This window comes from Kitasatospora sp. NPDC048296 (genome assembly GCF_043201815.1).
GTDB lineage: Bacteria > Actinomycetota > Actinomycetes > Streptomycetales > Streptomycetaceae > Kitasatospora.
In genome coordinates this window covers 111,902-129,340 of sequence record NZ_JBICZB010000003.1, presented here as the reverse complement: position 1 = coordinate 129,340, position 17,439 = coordinate 111,902, and the positions used below count along the sequence as shown (strand labels likewise).

14 protein-coding genes and 1 tRNA gene are annotated in these 17,439 nt (G+C 73.0%); 6 read left to right on the top strand and 9 right to left on the bottom strand.

The window, feature by feature from the left end:
• Positions 1–32 precede the first annotated feature (32 nt).
• On the top strand, positions 33–830 hold the full coding sequence (hisN, locus tag ACGF12_RS03565) for a histidinol-phosphatase (RefSeq protein ID WP_393024922.1): 798 nt from the start codon (positions 33–35) through the stop codon (positions 828–830).
• Between the two features lie 238 nt (positions 831–1,068).
• On the opposite strand, the gene ACGF12_RS03560 is transcribed toward hisN, so the two are convergent.
• A complete protein-coding gene (locus ACGF12_RS03560; protein WP_393024919.1) occupies positions 1,069–2,544 on the bottom strand; it encodes a catalase in 1,476 nt (491 codons plus the stop codon).
• A gap of 104 nt (positions 2,545–2,648) precedes the next feature.
• Here ACGF12_RS03560 and ACGF12_RS03555 point away from each other — a divergent pair, with 104 nt between their 5' ends.
• Entirely contained in the window at positions 2,649–3,062 is a 414-nt protein-coding gene (locus ACGF12_RS03555; RefSeq protein ID WP_387630872.1) for a Fur family transcriptional regulator, read from the top strand.
• 37 nt (positions 3,063–3,099) lie between these two features.
• Here the strand turns inward: ACGF12_RS03555 and ACGF12_RS03550 are convergent, their stop codons facing one another.
• From ACGF12_RS03550 to ACGF12_RS03540, 3 genes are all read right to left on the bottom strand, one after another.
• Positions 3,100–5,076: a tetratricopeptide repeat protein gene (locus ACGF12_RS03550; RefSeq protein ID WP_393024916.1), complete on the bottom strand. Its 1,977-nt coding sequence runs from the start codon at positions 5,074–5,076 to the stop codon at positions 3,100–3,102.
• A gap of 374 nt (positions 5,077–5,450) precedes the next feature.
• Positions 5,451–5,524, bottom strand: a tRNA-Met gene (locus tag ACGF12_RS03545).
• A 66-nt stretch (positions 5,525–5,590) separates the two neighbouring features.
• Positions 5,591–8,551, bottom strand: coding sequence for a UPF0182 family protein (locus ACGF12_RS03540; protein ID WP_393024914.1), 2,961 nt, complete (start codon positions 8,549–8,551; stop codon positions 5,591–5,593).
• 188 nt (positions 8,552–8,739) lie between these two features.
• On the opposite strand from ACGF12_RS03540, the gene ACGF12_RS03535 reads away from it, so the two are divergent.
• Positions 8,740–9,321, top strand: a complete 582-nt coding sequence (locus ACGF12_RS03535) for a PPA1309 family protein (RefSeq protein ID WP_393024911.1) — start codon at positions 8,740–8,742, stop codon at positions 9,319–9,321.
• An 18-nt stretch (positions 9,322–9,339) separates the two neighbouring features.
• Here the strand turns inward: ACGF12_RS03535 and ACGF12_RS03530 are convergent, their stop codons facing one another.
• The 4 genes from ACGF12_RS03530 to ACGF12_RS03515 form a co-directional block, all read right to left on the bottom strand.
• Positions 9,340–10,452 (bottom strand): PDZ domain-containing protein, encoded by a 1,113-nt coding sequence (locus ACGF12_RS03530; RefSeq protein WP_393024908.1) that lies wholly within the window; start codon positions 10,450–10,452, stop codon positions 9,340–9,342.
• 42 nt (positions 10,453–10,494) lie between these two features.
• A complete protein-coding gene (locus tag ACGF12_RS03525) occupies positions 10,495–10,677 on the bottom strand; it encodes a hypothetical protein (protein WP_393024905.1) in 183 nt (60 codons plus the stop codon).
• A gap of 230 nt (positions 10,678–10,907) precedes the next feature.
• Positions 10,908–11,348: a molybdenum cofactor biosynthesis protein MoaE gene (locus tag ACGF12_RS03520; RefSeq protein ID WP_393024902.1), complete on the bottom strand. Its 441-nt coding sequence runs from the start codon at positions 11,346–11,348 to the stop codon at positions 10,908–10,910.
• Between the two features lie 133 nt (positions 11,349–11,481).
• Positions 11,482–12,630, bottom strand: a complete 1,149-nt coding sequence (locus tag ACGF12_RS03515; protein WP_387630856.1) for an NAD-dependent epimerase/dehydratase family protein — start codon at positions 12,628–12,630, stop codon at positions 11,482–11,484.
• A 197-nt stretch (positions 12,631–12,827) separates the two neighbouring features.
• Between ACGF12_RS03515 and ACGF12_RS03510 the strand changes: the two genes are divergently transcribed.
• The gene (locus ACGF12_RS03510) at positions 12,828–14,372 is read left to right on the top strand and encodes a zinc-dependent metalloprotease (RefSeq protein WP_393024899.1); all 1,545 of its coding nucleotides are present in this window, start codon (positions 12,828–12,830) and stop codon (positions 14,370–14,372) included.
• Positions 14,369–14,956, top strand: a complete 588-nt coding sequence (locus ACGF12_RS03505; protein ID WP_393024898.1) for an NUDIX hydrolase — start codon at positions 14,369–14,371, stop codon at positions 14,954–14,956. The genes ACGF12_RS03510 and ACGF12_RS03505 overlap by 4 nt, the downstream gene beginning before the upstream one ends.
• A 286-nt stretch (positions 14,957–15,242) precedes the next feature.
• On the opposite strand, the gene ACGF12_RS03500 is transcribed toward ACGF12_RS03505, so the two are convergent.
• Positions 15,243–15,818 carry a M48 family metallopeptidase gene (locus tag ACGF12_RS03500; protein ID WP_393025194.1) on the bottom strand — a complete coding sequence of 192 codons (576 nt, stop codon included), beginning with the start codon at positions 15,816–15,818 and terminating at the stop codon, positions 15,243–15,245.
• A 423-nt stretch (positions 15,819–16,241) separates the two neighbouring features.
• Between ACGF12_RS03500 and ACGF12_RS03495 the strand changes: the two genes are divergently transcribed.
• Complete coding sequence (locus ACGF12_RS03495) at positions 16,242–17,330, top strand: TOMM precursor leader peptide-binding protein (protein ID WP_393024895.1); 1,089 nt, start codon at positions 16,242–16,244, stop codon at positions 17,328–17,330.
• Positions 17,331–17,439 lie beyond the last annotated feature (109 nt).

Here is a 17,439-nt window from a genome sequence, read left to right as displayed (position 1 = left end):
CCGATCGGGGCGGGCTCGCTAGGGTTTCGGACATGGCCGACTACCACGACGATCTCCGACTCGCCCATGTCCTCGCCGACTCGGCCGACTCGGTCACCCTGGAGCGCTTCCGCGCCCTCGACCTGGCGGTCGAGACCAAGCCGGACCTCACCCCCGTCAGCGACGCCGACAAGGCCGCCGAGGAACTCGTGCGCGGCGTGCTCCAGCGCGCCCGGCCGCGCGACGCGGTCCTCGGCGAGGAGTTCGGCCTCCAGGGCTCGGGCCCGCGCCGCTGGGTGATCGACCCGATCGACGGCACCAAGAACTACATCCGCGGCGTCCCGGTCTGGGCCACCCTGATCGCCCTGCTGGAGGACGGCCCGGACGGTGTCCAGCGCCCGGTGGTCGGCATCGTCTCCGCCCCGGCGCTGCAGCGCCGCTGGTGGGCCGCCAAGGGCCTGGGCGCCTTCACCGGCCGCAGCCTGGCCAAGGCCTCCCGGATCCACGTCTCCGGGGTGTCCCGGATCGAGGACGCCTCCCTGTCCTACTCCTCCCTCACCGGCTGGGAGGACCGCGGCCGCCTCGACCCGTTCCTGGACCTCACCCGCGCCTGCTGGCGCACCCGCGCCTACGGTGACTTCTGGTCCTACATGATGCTCGCCGAGGGCGCCGTGGACATCGCCGCCGAGCCCGAGCTGTCGCTGTGGGACATGGCCGCGCCCTGCATCGTGGTCGAGGAGGCCGGCGGCCGCTTCACCGGTCTGGACGGCATCCCCGGCCCCGGCGGCGCCGACGCCGTCGCCTCCAACGGCCTGCTGCACGAGGAGACCCTGCGGCGGCTGTCGGTCTGAGAGCTACTCGCCCGCTCGCCTCCGGGGCGCTCTGATACTCGCCCGCTCGCCTCCGGGGCGCTCTGACCCGGTGCCGACGGTCGGCGCTCCGGCGCTCGTTCCTCGCTTGTCGCTTCTCCCTTTCGGCACCGGCGCGCCCCTTCGGCTCGGGGCGGGCCCTTCGGCTCGGGCGGCAATGGTGCGGGCCCCTTGACCAGTTCGTGCTGGTCAAGGGGCCCGCTGCTTCAGCCGGTCCGGGCTACTGCTTGCGCAGCTCCCGCACCGCCGCCTCCAGCCGCTGCCCGTAGTCGGCGTCGGCCTTGCGGAAGTTGTCGACCGCCCGCTCCACGATGTCCTCGCGGTCGGCGGAGACCTTGGCGATGAAGCCCGCCAGGTTGGCGATCAGGCGCTGCCTCTCCTCCTCGGAGTACAGCCGGTACAGGTTGCCGGCCTGCACGAAGTCGTCGTCCTCGGCGTGCGCGGGCGTCGCGTGGTTGCCGGTGGGGCCGTCGACGACGGTGGCGGCCCACAGCGGGCGGCCGGTCTGCACCGGGCCGCCGAAGCTGTTCGGCTCGTAGTTCTTCTGGCGCCCGTGGCGGCCGTCGTACAGGTAGCCGTCGCGGCTGTTGGTGCGGGCCTCGGTGGCGTGCGGACGGTTCACCGGCAGGTGGTCGGCGTTGATGCCGACCCGGTAGCGGTGGGCGTCCGCGTAGGCGAACAGGCGGCCCTGGAGCATCTTGTCCGGGGACGGGCCGATGCCGGGCACGAAGTGCGAGGGGGAGAAGATCGACTGCTCGACCTCGGCGAAGACGTTCTCCGGGTTGCGGTTGAGCTCCAGTCGGCCGACCTCGATCAGCGGGTAGTCGGCGTGCGGCCAGACCTTGGTCAGGTCGAAGGGGTTGAAGCGGTAGCCGGCCGCGTCGGCCGCCGGCATGACCTGGACCTGCACCGTCCAGGTGGGGTACTCGCCGCGCTCGATCGACTCGCGCAGGTCGCGCTGGTGGCTGTCCGGGTCCTCGCCGGCGAGCTTGTTGGCCTCGTCCTGGGTGAGGTTGCGGATGCCCTGGTCGGTCTTGAAGTGGTACTTGACCCAGAAGTGCTCGCCGGCCTCGTTCTGCCACTGGAAGGTGTGCGAGCCGTAGCCGTTCATGTGCCGGTAGGTGGCCGGGATGCCGCGGTCGCCGAACAGCCAGGTCACCTGGTGGGTCGCCTCGGGCGACAGGCCCCAGAAGTCCCAGACGTTGTCGGCCTCCTGCGAGCCGGTGTACGGGTCGCGCTTCTGGGTGTGGATGAAGTCCGGGAACTTGATCGCGTCCTTGATGAAGAACACGGGGGTGTTGTTGCCGACGAGGTCGTAGTTGCCCTCCTCGGTGTAGAACTTCACCGCGAAGCCGCGCGGGTCGCGCACCGCGTCGGCCGAGCCGAGGTTGCCGGCCACGGTGGAGAAGCGCAGGAAGACCTCGGTCTGCTTGCCGAGCTCGGACAGGAACGCCGCGCGGGTGTACTGCGAGACGTCGGCGGTCACCGTGAAGGTGCCGTACGCCGCGGCGCCGCGGGCGTGCACCACGCGCTCCGGGATCCGCTCGCGGTTGAAGTGCGCGAGCTTCTCGAACAGCAGCTGGTCCTGGATCAGGGCCGGGCCGCCGACGCCCGCGGTCTCGGTGTTCTGGTTGTCGGCGACGGGGGCACCCGCCTCCGTGGTGAGGGTCGGGCGCAGCTCGTCCTGCGTGGTCATAACGGGTGCCTCCGAGGGATCCGGTCGTGATGACACGATCCTAACTTGGACTTTGTCCAAGTCAACACTGGAACCAAACTCAGAGCGTGACTTACTCTGGTGCCATGAGTGACCTGCTGGAGAGACTGCGCGGACACGGCTGGCGGCTCACCTCGCAGCGCCGGGTGGTGGCCGAGGTCCTCGACGGCGAGCACGTCCACCTCACCGCGGACGAGGTGCACGCACGCGCCGCCGCCCACCTGCCCGAGATCAGCCGCGCCACCGTCTACAACACGCTCGGCGAACTCGTCGCCCTCGGCGAGGTGCTGGAGGTCGCCACCGACGGCCGCGCCAAGCGCTACGACCCCAACGCCCACCGCGCCCACCAGCACCTGGTCTGCTCCGGCTGCGGCGCGATCCGCGACGTCCACCCGCACGGCGACCCGCTGGCCGACCTCCCCGCCGCCGAGCGCTTCGGCTTCACCGTCACCGCCGCCGAGGTCACCTACCGCGGCCTGTGCCCCGACTGCCGCCCCTGACCGGCGGCCGGCCGACCGCCCCGTTCGAGGCGACGGGCTACGCGCTGAGCTCCGCGTGCAACGCGCCCAGCAGCCGCCCGGCCCGCTCGGCGACCTCGGCCGGCCCGTAGTCGATCGCCCGGCGGCACCAGTTCTCGGCCTGCACCGGCTCGCCCCGGCGCAGCGCCAGCAGCGCCAGGCGCAGCGCGGCGCGCCCGTGCCCGGCGTCGGCGGCCCGGGTGTACCAGAGCATCGCCTCCGCCTCGCTGTCCTGCCGGGCCAGCAGCAGCCCCAGGTTGAACGCGGCGCTGCGGCTGCCCGCCTCGGCGGCCCGCCGGTACCAGCTCTCGGCGATCTCCAGCGCCCCGCGCTCGGCCGCTCGCACACCCATCCGCACCTGCGCCCGCCGGTGCCCGGCGTCGGCCGCCACCGCGTACCAGTGCTCGGCCTCGGCGTCGGCGTCCCCGCGCCGGTCCAGCACCGAGGCCAGCCGGAACGCGCCCTCGGCCGAACCGCCGGCCGCCGCCTGCCGGTAGCGCTCCAGCGCGCCGGGCAGGTTGCCGCGCTGCTCCTGGGCGACCGCCAGTTGCAGGGCCGCCTCGCCGTGACCCTCGGCGGCGGCCCGCGCGTACCACTCCTGGGCCTGGCGGTGCTGGCCGCGCCCGGCGTGCAGCACGCCGAGGTTGAAGGCGCCGTCGACGCTGCCGGCCTCGGCGGCCTTGGAGAACCACGGCTCGGCGCCGGACTCGTCGCCGCGCTGGAGCAGCACCACGGCCAGCGCGTTGCAGGCCTCCCGGTGCCCGGCGTACGCGGCCCGGCGGTACCACTGCTCGGCCTGCTGCTCGCGGCCGGTGCCGGCGCAGAGCAGGCCGAGGTTGAAGGCGCCGTTCTGGTCGCCCGCGTCGAGGGCGGTGCGGTACCAGTGCTCGGCCTGCTCGGCCTCGCCGCGGCCGGCGTGCAGGGCGCCCAGCGCGTTGGCGGCGTTGCCGTCACCGGCCTCGGCAGCCTCCCGCCACCACTCGGCGGCGGCGACGACGTCCCCGGAGTCGCGCAGCAGGAAGCCGAGCGCGCAGGCGGCGCGCGGCTCGCCGTTCTGGGCGGACTGGCGGTACCAGCGGGCCGCCTCGTCCAGCAGCGACTGGTCGATGCCGGCGCGCTCCTCCAGCAGCACGCCCAGGCGCAGCGCGGCGCGGGGGTGGCTGCGGGCGGCGGCGGTGCGGTACCAGGCCTCGGCGGTGTCCTTGTCCCCGGCGGCCTCGCGCATCCGGGCCAGCCGGTAGGCGGCCTCGCGGTGCCCGGCGTCGGCGGAGACCTTGAACCAGCGCTCGGCCCGCACGTCGCGCCGGTGCTCCATCAGGTCGCCCAGCGCGTAGGCGCCGAGCGGGTGGCCGTGGTCGGCGGCGAAGTGCAGCCAGTACTCGGCGGCCTCCTCCTCGCCCTGGTCGCGCAGCTGGAGCCCGAGCGCGTGCGCGGCCGGGGCGCTGCCCGAGACGGCGGCCTGGCGCCACCACTGAGCGGCCTCGGCGCGGTGGCCCTGCTGGTGCAGCAGCACGCCGAGGTTGTTGGCGGCGGCGCGCAGCCCGGCGGCCGCGGCGGCGCGCAGGTAGGGCTCGGCGTCCTCCAGGTCGCCGCGGCGCAGCAGCAGCGTGCCGAGCCGGCAGGCGGCGTCCGGGTCGCCGTCGTCGGCGGCCTGCCGGTGGCGGGCCTCCAGGGCGGCGCACTCGCGGGCGGCCAGCGCGGTCTCGAAGCTGGTCGGGTCCAGGCCGGCCGCATCCAGCGCGGCGCCGGCGGGCGCGTCCTCGCCGCCGGCCGCGCCGTACGGGCCGACGGCCGCGGAGAACTGACGGGTGGACACGTGGACCAGGCTGTCCGGGCCGAAGCCGCCGACCGAGGGGCGCTCGGACAGTCCGCTGGTGCGCTGGGCGGGCAGGGCTCCCGGGCGACCGTCGGGGTTCTCGGCGCTCTCCGCCCACGCGTCGGTGTCCGCCTCGACGGCCGCACCGGACCTGGTCCCTGACTTGCCGATCAGCCTCATGCCGACTCCCGCTCCCCCAGAGTGTCGCGGCATCGTGCCCCGGCCCGCGGCCGGAGGGACTCGCGGGAGAGGTGCCGGACCCGACGGCCGGTCAGCAACCGTGCACCGTCCCCCATGTGTCCCATCGTCGCATCACCCGCTACCCGCGTACACCTGCCCCGGCCGAATTCAGGCGGGGCGAACCCGAAGCCGACGAAATTGCTTCGGCGCTTTGTCGATTTCCCGACACTTCCACCCCACAAACCCCAATGCCGTCCCCGTTGGCGACGGTCGATAGTACCGGAGCGGTTCCCCCCGCTTGGGGAGGGAAACGTCCGCGCCCGAAAATGCGAAGGGCCCGGAGGAAGAATCCTCCGGGCCCTTCGGCTACTGAGTAGCGGGGACAGGATTTGAACCTGCGACCTCTGGGTTATGAGCCCAGCGAGCTACCGAGCTGCTCCACCCCGCGTCGGTGGTTAAACCATAGCACGGACACGGGGTGGAACCGAAAACGGTTACCGCGGCTCAGCAGAGACTACGGGGTCGGGCTCGGCGACCCCGAGCCCGTCGGCGTCGCCGCCGGGCTCGGCGCCGGGCCGCCGCCGCGGGCCGCCTCGGCCGCCTTCAGGGCGTCGCCGAGCGCCTTCTGGGCGTTGCCGTACGCCGCCCAGTCGCCGTTCTTGAACGCGGTCTGGCCGTCGTTGTACGCCTTCTCCGCGTCCGCGAGCGCCTTCTGCAGCTCCGGCGAGATCGTCCCGCCGGCGCCCGGGGTGGCCGGCCCGGTGGGCGAGGGCGTCGCCGGCGAGGTCGGCGTCCCGCCGGCGCCCGTGGTGGACGGCGCGGTCGGGGTGGTCGCCGGGGCCGCCCCCGCGAACACCTTCTTCAGCGCGTCCTCCAGGGTGTTCTCGAACGCCACGTTGTCGTCCCCGTACACCGCCAGGACCTTCTGCAGCGTCGGGTACTTGGCGCCGCGTCCGCGCACGTACACCGGCTCGACGTTCAGCAGCCCGTTGCCGACCGGCAGGGTCAGCAGGTTGCCGTACTCCAGCTCCGAGTCGCCGCCGCTCTTCAGCAGCGTGATCTGCGAGGCCACCTCCTGACGGGAGTTGAACTTCGACTGCACCAGGCCCGGGCCGGGCGCGCCGCTGTCCCCCGTCATCTTCAGGATCCGGATCTTCCCGTAGTCGTCGCCCGGATCCGCGTCCACCGCCATGAACGCCGCCAGGTTCGGCCGCTGGTTGGGAACGAAGGTGCTGGTCAGCGAGAAGCTCGCGGCCTTGGTGTCCGGCATCCGCACCGTCACGTAGTACGGCGGCTGGACCTGCTTGGTGTCACTGGTCGGGTCCACCGGGACCTGCCAGATGTCGCTGCCGTTGAAGAAGGAGTTGGCGTCCGTCACGTGGTACTGGCCCAGCAGGTCGCGCTGCACCTTGAACATGTCCTGCGGGTAGCGCAGGTGCGGCAGCAGCGACTGCGGGATGTCCGCCTTCGGCTCGACCGTGCCCGGGAAGGCCTTCATCCAGGTCTTCAGCACCGGGTCCTTCTCGTCCCACTGGTAGAGCTTCACCTCGCCGGTGTAGGCGTCCACCGTGGCCTTGACCGAGTTGCGGATGTAGTTGACCTGGTTGGCGACGGCCAGCAGCTCACCACGCTGGTTGGTCAGCGAGTCCTTGGTCGCCGTGCCCAGCGTCGTCTTCGACGAGAACGGGTAGCCGTCCGAGGTGGTGTAGCCGTCCAGCACCCAGACCACGCGGCCGTCCTGCACCACCGGGTACGGGTCGGCGTCGATCGACAGCCACGGCGCGACCTTCTCCACCCGCTCCTTCGGCGTCCGGTTGTAGATCACCTTGGCGCCGTCGGTGATCGCCCCCGCGTACAGGATCTGCGGCTCGGTGAAGCGCACCGCGTACGCGGCCCGGGTGATCGGGTTGTCCAGCGAGACCCCGCTGTCCCCGGAGTAGGTGTACTCGGCGTTCTGGCCGGTCTTGGAGTCGGTGTAGTCGATCTCCTTGTTCGAGCCGCCGACGATCGAGTACGTCGTCGTCTTCTCGCCGTAGTAGATCCGCTGCTGGTAGTCGCCCAGCGTGCCGGTGGCCGGCAGGCCCGACTCCGTGAACACCGGCTGGCCCCGGTCGTCGACCTGGTTGCCCTTGGCGACCACCGCGCCGTAGCCGTGGGTGTACTTGAAGTGGTCGTTGATCCAGTTGCGCTGCACCCCGTTGAGGTCCAGCTCGCGCAGGCCGATCACGGTGTCCTGCTTGCCCGTGCCCGTGCCGTAGCGGTCCACGTCCAGCGTGCTCGGGAAAGCGTAGTAGTTGCGCTGCTGCTCCAGCGACTGGAACGTCGGCGAAACGATGTTCGGGTCCAGCAGCCGGATGTCCGCGATGGTCTGCGCGTCCGGCTTCAACGCGTCCGCGTTGGTCGAGCCCTGCGGGCTGTACTGGGTGGTCTGCGCGTCCGCGATCCCGTACGCCTGGCGCGTGGCGTCGATGTTCTTCTGGATGTACGGCGTCTCCTTGGCCTGCTCGTTCGGCTTGACCTGGAACTGCTGCACGATCGCCGGGTACAGCCCGCCGATCAGCACCGCCGACAGCACCATCAGTCCCAGCCCGATCAGGGCCGGCGCCCAGGTGCGGCGGATCGGCGTCAGGAAGAACAGCACCGCGCAGATGATCGCGACGAAGAACAGGATCGTCTTGGCCGGCAGGAACGCGTTGGCGTCCACGTAGCGCAGGCCCGTCCAGCCCGAGACGCCCTTGTACGAACCGGTCTTCACCGCCAGCGCGTACCGGTCCAGCCAGTACGCCACCGCCTTCAGCAGCACGAACACCCCCAGCAGCACCGCCAGGTGCCCCTGCGCGCCCGCGCTCGCCCGCCGCCCCGGGCCCTGCAGCCGCAGCCCCCCGTACAGGTAGTGCACCAGCGCCGAGGTCAGCAGCGAGACGATCACCGCGCTGAACGCGAAGCCCAGCAGGAACTCGTAGAACGGCAGGTCGAAGGCGTAGAACGAGACGTCCATGCCGAACTGGGCGTCCTTCTCCCCGAAGGACGTCGCGTTCGTCCACATCAGCCAGGTCCGCCACTGGCCCGACGCCGCCGCACCCGCCACCAGACCGATCACCAGCGAGACGCCGATCAGCGCCCAGCGCTTGAACGGCGCCAGCCCCGCCCGGTAGCGGTCCAGGCTCTGCTGCTCGACCGACATCGCCGACAGCGGCGGGCGCAGCCGGTGCGCCAGCCAGACGTTGAAGCCGACGATCACCGCCATCAGCAGGCCGAACACCGCGAACAGCCCGATCTTCGTCCACAGCTCGGTGGTGAACACCGAGGAGTAGTGGACCGACCTGAACCACAGCCAGTCCGTCCAGAACCCGGCGAACATGACGAACAGCAGGAACAGCACCGCGAGCACGCCCAGGGTCAGCAGGGCCACCCGCGCCCGCCGGGAGGGCGGGCCTACCCTGCGCCGGAAACCCGGCCCTGAGCGTTCCGGCATCTGGAATACCACGGTGGCACCTCAGCTGTGTCGTCTGGAATCGGTCGGTCGTCAGAGCAACTTAACCAGGCTTCGACCGAGTTCCCACCGTTAGCAGACGGTTACTACGCCGCTCCCCCACACCCCCGCCACCTCACCCCCGAGCCCGCCCGGCGGGCGCCACCCGCCCGGCGTGTGAGGATTGAGTCATGTCCGACGCGTCTGCATTCACGAACTCCCCCGGCTCTGCCGACGATGTGTCCAAGCTCCCCGCCGCCAACCCGCTCACCCGGGCCGCGCTGGAGATCGACGAGTACGCCGCCACCCTCGGCTGGGACCTCCCGGCCCGGCTGTTCGCCCTGGTGGACAGCGCCGCCCTGCGCAAGGCCGACCCGAGGATCGCCGAGCAGCTCGGCCTCGCCGAGGGCGACGAGCCCGGCCTCACCCCGGTCGAGCAGGACGAGCTCCCGGCCGGCATGGAACTCGACAAGTTCCTCGGCACCATCGCCTGGCCCGACGCGGTGGCCGGCTGCGCCCTGGTCGTCGAGCGGCTGATGCTGCCGCCGGGCGCCGAGCAGTCCCGCCCGCGGGGCGCCAGCGACGCCCAGCTCGCCGAGTGGGTGGCCAACCACCCCAAGCGCGAGGAGGTGCGGATCACCGCCGCGGTGCTGCGCGACGGCAAGAAGGAGATCGCCCTGCGGCTGCGTTCCAAGGACGTCGCCCGCGAGGTGCTGACCGGCCCGGACCTGGTGCCCGGCCTGACCGACGCGCTGCTGGCGACCTTCTCGTAACCCTCCCCGGGCCCGGGGCTACTTGGCGCAGGACGGCAGCGCGGAGGTCTGCCCGGAGCGGATCTGCTCCAGTGACTTCAGCGCGCCGTCCAGCGTGTCCGTCTTGATCAGGGTCAGCCCGGACGGGACGTTCTTGGTGGCCTCGGCGCAGTTCGAGGACGGGGTGAGGAAGTACTCGGCCCCGGCGTCCCGGGCAGCGATCAGCTTCATCGATATCCCACCGATCGGGCCGACCTTGCCGTCGTCGTCGATGGTGCCGGTGCCGGCGACGAACTTGCCACCGGTGAGGTCGCCGCTGGGGGTGAGCTTGTCGATGATGCCGAGCGAGAACATCAGCCCGGCGCTGGGGCCGCCGACGTCCTGCAGGCCGATGTCGATCTGGAACGGGTAGGTGTGCCGGATCCCGGTACCGATGCCGACCACCGCGAGGTCGGCGCGCTCGGCCGGGGCCTTCGGGTCGAGGTCCTTGGCCCGCACGGTCGGGACGGTGACGTCGGTCCTGGCCCCCGGGGTGGCGGTGCCGTTGCCGGAGGCGTCCTTGGCCCGCGGGACCACGGTGAAGACCACCGACTCGCCCGGCTTGTGCTTGGTGACGGCGGCGACCACCTGGTCGACCGAGGTGACCGGGGTGTCGTCCACGGCGGCGATCTGGTCGCCCGCGTGCAGCCGGCCCTCGGCCGGGGCGCCCGCGGTGACCGACTTGACGATCAGCTCGTTGCCGACCGGGATGCCCAGCTGGTTGAGCGCGGCGGTGCGGGCGCTGTCCTCGGAGGAGGCGAACTCCTCGGCGTTCTGCTGCTTCGCGTCGGCGTCCGACTGCCCCTTGGGGTAGACGTTGTCGTGCGGCACCACCAGCACGTCGTCGCGCAGCCAGCCGACCACCGCGTTGACCAGGCTGGGCTCGTACTTGGCCCCGGTGACCTGGACGGTGGTCATGTTGAGGTGCCCGCTCGTCTTGTACGAGTCGTGCCCGGTGATCGTGATCACCGGCTTGCCGCCCTGGTCGCCGAGCGTGTTGTACGTCGGGCCCGGGCTCATCTCCGTGTACGGCACCTTCATCAGCACCGAGACGCAGAGCAGCGCTATGAGCAGCAGGGTGGCAGCGAGCATCGTCGCGGAGCGGCGTGGCATGCCTCGACAGTACGGGACGCGGGTGACGCGACGCCCGGCGGGCTACCGGCCGGAGTGCTCGCCGGGGCCGACGGTGCCGGCGGTGTCGGCGGTGGTGCGTTCCATCGCCGCCATGAAGCGCCGGTGCTCGGCGAGTGAGGCAGGGTCCCCCGTGGCCTTCGGGGCCCGCTGGGCCCAGCCGGCCCAGACGGCGGCGGCAAGAACGGCGATTACCGGAATGATCAACCAGGCGAGCGCACCCATATCAGTACTCCCAGCTCGTCGTGTCTATGAGCAGATTAACCACTCCGGCGGACAACGCGGCTGGCGCCGTCCGGGTAACGGGACGGCCGATCGGCTCACTTCCAGGGACTATTCGGCGCAGCCGCCCAGACCCGTTCGGGTGAGGAGACGGCGCGCCTGACCCCGGGGACGCGCTCCGTGTGCATCCGGTTCCGCCGCACACCCGACGAGGGTCAGCAGCCGCCGGCGCCGACCCACTCCTCCTCGCCGTCGGCGAAGACCTGGTGCTTCCAGATCGGCACCTCGTGCTTGAGGTCGTCGATCAGCCGGCGGGCGGCCGCGAAGGCCTCGCCGCGGTGGGCGCAGGAGACCGCGACGATCACGGCCTTGTCGGTGATCTCCAGCCGGCCCACCCGGTGGACCGCGGCGAGCGCCTTGACCGGAAAGTCGGCGACGACCTTCTCGGCGATCCGGCGCATCTCCTGCTCGGCGGTGGGGTGGCAGCTGTACTCCAGCGCGGCGACCGACTTGCCGCCGTCGTGGTCCCGGACCGTCCCGACGAAGACGGTGGTGCCGCCGGCCGCGTCGTCGCCGACCGCCTCGTACACCTCGTCCAGCGAGAGCGGGGTGTCGCGGACGGCGAGCAGGCGGATGGGGTCGTGGTTCTCGGACATGACCCCATGATTCCCCATCCCGGCCGGATGCGGGCAAGGGGTTTCCACATCACGATGTGGAAATTTCGCATCGTGAGAAGTCTCGCCGCTCGACGGGCGCCCCGGGCCGATCCGGGGGCCGACCCCGGGCCGGTCAGAACCGGCGGCGCTTGCGCGCCCGGCGCACCAGCGCCGCCGTACCCACCAGCGCCACCGTCGCCCCGGCCGCCCCCAGGCTGGTCGCCGCCTCCTTGCCGCCCAGCCGGCGCCCGGCCACCGCGTGCTTTCCGGACACCTGGGCCAGCAGCTCCGCCAGCACCTGCTCGTTGGTGAACTCCGGACGCCACCCCGCCTCGTGCAGTCGGCTGCCCGACACCACCCACGGATACATCGTGTACGCCAGGTCCCCCGCCGGGGCCGGGGTCAGGCCCAGCCGGTGCAGCCGCGCCGCCGTACCCAGCGCCAGCGACGCAGGCAGCTCCATCCGCCGGATCCCCGACAGCCGCTCCACGTCCTCCTGCTCCAGCCAGCCGTCGCAGCCGACCGTCACCTCGCCCTCGACCAGGCCCAGCGCCGCGTACTCCAGCGCCGCCGACAGGTCGTCCACGTGGCAGAACTGCCAGCACGGGCGCGAGCCGGCCACCACCAGCAGCCGCGGCGCCTCGAAGTGCCGGGTCAGCACCGTGTCCACACCGGGGCCCACCACCACGGCCGGGCGCAGCACCGTCACCTGCAGCCCCGGGTGGGCGCGCGGCGCCCGCCGGGCCAGGCGCTCGATCTCCAGCAGGTCCCCGACCAGCGAGGCCTCCTCGGTCGCCCGCAGCTCCGAGTCCTCGGCCAGCGGCACCTCGTTGTCGGCCAGCGCCCCGTAGACCATCGCGGAGGTGCACAGCACCACCCGGTGCACCCCGGCCGCCGCGGCCGCGGTCAGCACCGTCTGGGCGCCCCGCACGTTGTAGGCGCTGCGCGCCCGGGGGTCGGACTCCATCCCGAAGTCCATCGCCAGGTGCACCACCACGTCCACCCCGGCCAGCCGCTCGGCCACCGCCGGGTCCCGCACGTCCAGCACCCGCCACTGCACACCCGGCACGTCACCGCGCCGGTCGTCCACCGCCAGCACCCTGCGCACGTGCGGGGAGGCCACCAACCGGGCGGCGACCCGCTCGCCCAGCACCCCGGCGGCACCGGTGACGGCCACGGTCAGCGGCCGCCCGCCGTAGGCTGGAGGCGGCGACGCCGTGGTGTCCGACGCGTCCTCTCCTCCGGTCAGCCCAGAGCGAACGTCCGAGGGCGGGGAACTCACCGGCCATCCTCCACGGTTAGCTTATGTGCGTACGGACGTGTGTCACGTACGCACATCCTGCCCGAGGCGAAGGCCCGGCGGTGCACCCGGCGCGGGCCTGCCGCGTGGGAGCCGCCCACGAGTCCGCTCCACCGCAACCCCGGGCGGGCAGTACTTCCCGCCACACCCGCATGACGGCCGACCGGATCGAGGACCCCGTGAGCGACCTTCCCTTCGGATTCGGCGTTCCGCCCGAGGAGCCCGAGGACGGCAAGGCCAAGCCCGACGACGCGCAGAAGAAGAAGGACCAGGGCCCGGCCGGTTCCGGCGACAGCGGCCCGCAGCCCTTCGGCTTCGGGGTCGGCAACCCCTTCGGCGCGATCTTCGGCATGCCCGGCGCCCCTGGCGGCCCCGGCGGCGCCGGTGCCGCCAACCCCTTCGCCGCGATGTTCGGCGGCCTCAACCCCGGTGATCTCGGCGCCGCCTTCCAGCAGCTCGGCCAGATGCTCTCCTTCGAGGGCGGCCCGGTGAACTGGGACCTCGCCACCAACATCGCCCGGCAGACCGTCGTCGCCGAACCCGCCGAGGGCAAGAGCAAGGACCGCTCCGTCAGCGCCACCGAACGCGCCGCCGTCGCCGAGGCGGTCCGCCTCGCCGACCTGTGGCTCGACGGCGTCACCGAGCTCCCCTCCGGCGCCGGCACCGCCGTCGCCTGGAGCCGCGCCGAGTGGATCGAGGCCACCCTCCCGGTCTGGAAGGACCTCGTCGACCCGGTCGCCGAGCGCGTCGGCAACGCCATGGGCGGCGTCCTGCCCGAGGAGATGCAGGCCATGGCCGGCCCGCTGATGGGCATGATGCGCTCCATGGGCGGCGCCATGTTCGGCACCCAGATCGGCCAAGCGCTCGGCGCCCTGGCCGCCGAGGTCGTCGGCTCCTCCGACGTCGGCCTGCCGCTCGCCCCGGCCGGCAAGGCCGCCCTGCTGCCGCAGAACGTCGCCGAGTTCGGCGAGGGCCTGAGCGTGCCCGCCGAGGAGGTCCGGCTCTACCTCGCCCTGCGCGAGGCCGCCCACCAGCGGCTCTTCGCCCACGTGCCGTGGCTGCGGGCCCACCTGCTGGGCACCGTCGAGGCCTACGCGCGCGGCATCAAGGTCGACACCTCCCGCATGGAGGAACTCGTCGGCCAGCTCGACCCGAGCAACCCCGAGGCGCTCCAGGAGGCCCTGGCCGGCGGCCTGCTCCAGCCCGAGGACACCCCCGAGCAGAAGGCCGCGCTCGCCCGCCTGGAGACCGCGCTCGCCCTGGTCGAGGGCTGGGTCGACGCCGTCGTGCACGCCGCCGCCGAACCCCACCTGCCGCAGGCAGGCGCCCTGCGCGAGACCGTCCGCCGCCGCCGCGCGGCCGGCGGGCCCGCCGAGCAGACCTTCGCCACCCTGGTCGGCCTGGAGCTGCGCCCGCGCCGTCTGCGCGACGCCGCCCGGCTGTGGGCGCTGCTCGCCGACGCCCGCGGCGTCGAGGGCCGCGACGCCCTGTGGGAGCACCCCGACATGCTGCCCACCGCCGCCGACCTCGACGACCCGGACGCCTTCGTGCACCGCGGCGGCAGCGACGACCTGGAGGGCGGGATCGACTTCGACGCCCTCGACAAGCTGCTGGGAGAGGCCGCGGCCGGCAAGCCCGACCTGACCAAGAGCGACCAGCCGAGGGCCGACGAGCCGAAGCCCGACCAGGACGGCACCGACGGAAAGGGCGAGCCCACCGCATGACGGCCACCGACACGGGCGCGTCCGCCCTGCACGCGGACGCCGTCCGCACCCTGACCGACTGGCGGCCCGCCGACGAGAACCAGGAACAGCTGCGGCGCGACTACCTCGCGCACCTGGCCGAGCAGCCCGGCGGCCTCTACCGCTCCTGCCTGCCCGCCCACATCACCGCGAGCGCGGCGGTCGTCGACCCGGCCGCCGGGCGGGTGCTGCTCACCCTGCACCCCAAGGTCGGCATGTGGCTGCAGATGGGCGGACACTGCGAGCCCGGCGACACCGACCTCGCCTCGGCCGCGCTGCGCGAGGCCGTCGAGGAGTCCGGCATCCCCGACCTGACCCTGCTGCGGGACAACGGCACCCCCGTACCGGCCAAGCTGGACCGGCACCTGGTCCGCTGCACCGGCAAGGACCGGCCGGAGAACACCCACCTGGACGTCCAGTACATAGCGGTGGCCCCGGCCGGGGCGCAGGCGCTGATCAGCGAGGAGTCGCTGGACCTGCGCTGGTTCGACTACGACCGGCTGCCGGAGCTCACCGACCACTCGGTGCGTGACCTGGTCGCCCGGGCTCGGCAGCTGACCGGCTGAGGTGCGACGCGGAATGGGGGGGGGGGGGGGGGGGGGGGCCCCGCCCCCGCGGGGGGGGGGGGGGGGGGGGGGGGGGGGGGGGGGGGGGGGGGGGGGGGGGGGGGGGGGGGGGGGGGGGGGGGGGGGGGGGGGGGGGGGGGGGGGGGGCGGCGGGGGGGGGGGGGGGGGGGGGGGGGGGGGGGGGGGGGGGGGGGGCCCCCCCCCCCGCCCCCATTCGTCGGCCCTTTTCGTCGGCCCTTTTCGTCGACCTGTTCCCTCGGCCCTTCCCAGTGGCGTTCCCCCGGACTCAGCCGCAGGAGGCCGCCGGATCCTCGCCCGGGGTGCCGTGCCGGGCACCCGGGATGTGCGGCAGACGGGCAGCGGAGACCACGCCCTCCAGATAGCCGCGGGCCCGCTCCGTACGCGGGTAGGCCTCCAACAGCGCCCAGAACGCCGGCCCGTGGTCCGGCACCAGCAGATGCGCGAGCTCGTGCAGCAGCACGTAGTCCAGCACGTACTCCGGCATGCCCTGCAGCCGGTGGGACAGCCGGATCGTCCCCTCACTGGGCGTGCAGGAGCCCCAGCGCGAATTCTGGTTGGTCACCCAGCGGACCTGCGCGGGCTGGGCGCGACCGTCCAGGTAGGCCGCCGCCAGCTCCCGGGCCCGGGCCATCAGGGCGTCGTCCCCGAGGATCCGCCGACGCTCCTGGGCGGCGAGCTTCTCCAGCATCTGCGTGACCCAGCGCTGCTCCTCGGCGTGCGACATCCGGGCCGGGATCAGCACCACGGTGCGGTCGCCTTCGCGGTAGGCGGAGACGGTACGGCTACGGCGGGCACTGCGCCGCACCTCGACCCGGCTGCGGTCGTGCGCTTCGGGCGGCACCGCCCCGGTGGGCGGGTGCTGCGGCCTCCCCTGCGGCTTCTCGTGCTGCTGCTCGTGCTGCTGCTCGTCCGAACGCCCACGTGTGCTCGGCGCCGCCGCCTGGGACCCGGACGCTGCACGGGCACGCCGACGCGACACCGGTGGATGGGAGTCCCGCTCGGCCGCCATGGCACACGACGTTACCCGGTACCACTGACAGAAGTCCGCTGCCATGGCCGAAATCTTTCGTGGAGCGATCGGGAACGAAAGGCCGACAGAGGGTGTCCGGAAATCGACATTCGGGCGGATGAGCAGTTATCCACAGGGCTCGCGAACAGATGGTGTGATCATGCACCCGGGCCTGTGGATAACTTTCAGCACGCGGTCGGCGCGATGGGGCATGCTGCGGTCAGCCGTCCGGAAACGATCGGAAGGGAGATCGTCGTGCGCCTCGCCCTGAAGCCCGCTCTGTCCCGCAGCTGGCGGGACTCCGAGACCCTGCAGTTCGGCACCGTCACCCGGCATGCGGGGGTGCTCGAAAACGCCGACAAGACCCTCTGCGACTTCCTCGGGCTGGTCGACGGAACGCGCGACCGACCCGAGCTCCTGGAGGCCGGCGAGCGAATCGGCCTCGGCCGCGAGCCCGCCGACACCCTGCTGACCGAACTGGAGGAGATCGGGCTGCTGGACGACGCGGAGGCGACCGACCGGGTGCTGTCCCGCTTCCCCCAGCCCCACCGGGACCTCCTCGGGCCCGACCTCGCCTCACTGTCCCTCGTCCACTCCGGCCCCGGCGCCGCACCGGCGGTCCTGACCCGCCGGGCTGAGACCCGGATCGAGGTGCGCGGCGCGGGCCGGGTCGGCGCCGCCGTGGCGGCGGTGCTCGCGGCGGCGGGCACCGGCAAGATCACGGTGTCCGACGGCGGCCGGGTCAAGCCCGGCGACTGCTCCCCGGCCGGGCTGCCGCCCGCGGACATCGGGCGGCTGCGTTCGACGGCCGCGCGGGAGGCGGTGCAACGGGCCGCGGGCCGGCCACTGGTGCCCGTCCCGCGGCGGAAGTCAGAGGACCCGCCGCCCGACTTCGTGGTCCTCGCGCCCCGGGACGGCAGCGCCGCCTTCGCGGGCGGGACGTACGAGGCCAAGCTGCTGCTCCGGGCCGGGGTGCCGCATCTGTACGTGGGCGTGGTCGAGGAGTTCGGCATCATCGGGCCGCTGGTGATCCCCGGAAGGTCGGCCTGCGGGCACTGTCTGGTGCTGCGCAGGGAGGACGAGGACGCCGCATGGGCGCGGGTGCTGGCCCAACTGGCGAACAACGGCCCGGGCCGGGCCCGCACCCCGGCCTGCGACACGGCACTGGCGACGGCCGTCGCCGGACTGGCGGCCCTGCATGTGCAGGTGTTTCTGGACGGCGGCCGACCGCCGAGCGTCGACGGCTGGTGCGAGGTGTCGGCGAGCGACGGGATGCCCCGCCGCCTGCGGCTGCGAGGACACCCGGACTGCGGCTGCCTGTGGCAGCCGCTGCCGCCGGGCTGAGGAGTCGTCGAGGGAGGAGGAAGTCGAGGGAGGAGGAAGTCGAGGGAGGAGGAATGAGAAGCGTGCCGGGAGCAGGCCCGGCGGCTGCGGGGCTCAGCAGCCGCCCGAC

Coding starts and splice junctions, on each gene's coding strand:
- hisN (WP_393024922.1), top strand. CDS start 33: ATGGCCGACTACCACGACGATCTCCGACTCGCCCATGTCCTCGCCGAC.
- ACGF12_RS03560 (WP_393024919.1), bottom strand. CDS start 2,544: ATGACCACGCAGGACGAGCTGCGCCCGACCCTCACCACGGAGGCGGGT.
- ACGF12_RS03555 (WP_387630872.1), top strand. CDS start 2,649: ATGAGTGACCTGCTGGAGAGACTGCGCGGACACGGCTGGCGGCTCACC.
- ACGF12_RS03550 (WP_393024916.1), bottom strand. CDS start 5,076: ATGAGGCTGATCGGCAAGTCAGGGACCAGGTCCGGTGCGGCCGTCGAG.
- ACGF12_RS03540 (WP_393024914.1), bottom strand. CDS start 8,551: ATGCCGGAACGCTCAGGGCCGGGTTTCCGGCGCAGGGTAGGCCCGCCC.
- ACGF12_RS03535 (WP_393024911.1), top strand. CDS start 8,740: ATGTCCGACGCGTCTGCATTCACGAACTCCCCCGGCTCTGCCGACGAT.
- ACGF12_RS03530 (WP_393024908.1), bottom strand. CDS start 10,452: ATGCCACGCCGCTCCGCGACGATGCTCGCTGCCACCCTGCTGCTCATA.
- ACGF12_RS03520 (WP_393024902.1), bottom strand. CDS start 11,348: ATGTCCGAGAACCACGACCCCATCCGCCTGCTCGCCGTCCGCGACACC.
- ACGF12_RS03505 (WP_393024898.1), top strand. CDS start 14,369: ATGACGGCCACCGACACGGGCGCGTCCGCCCTGCACGCGGACGCCGTC.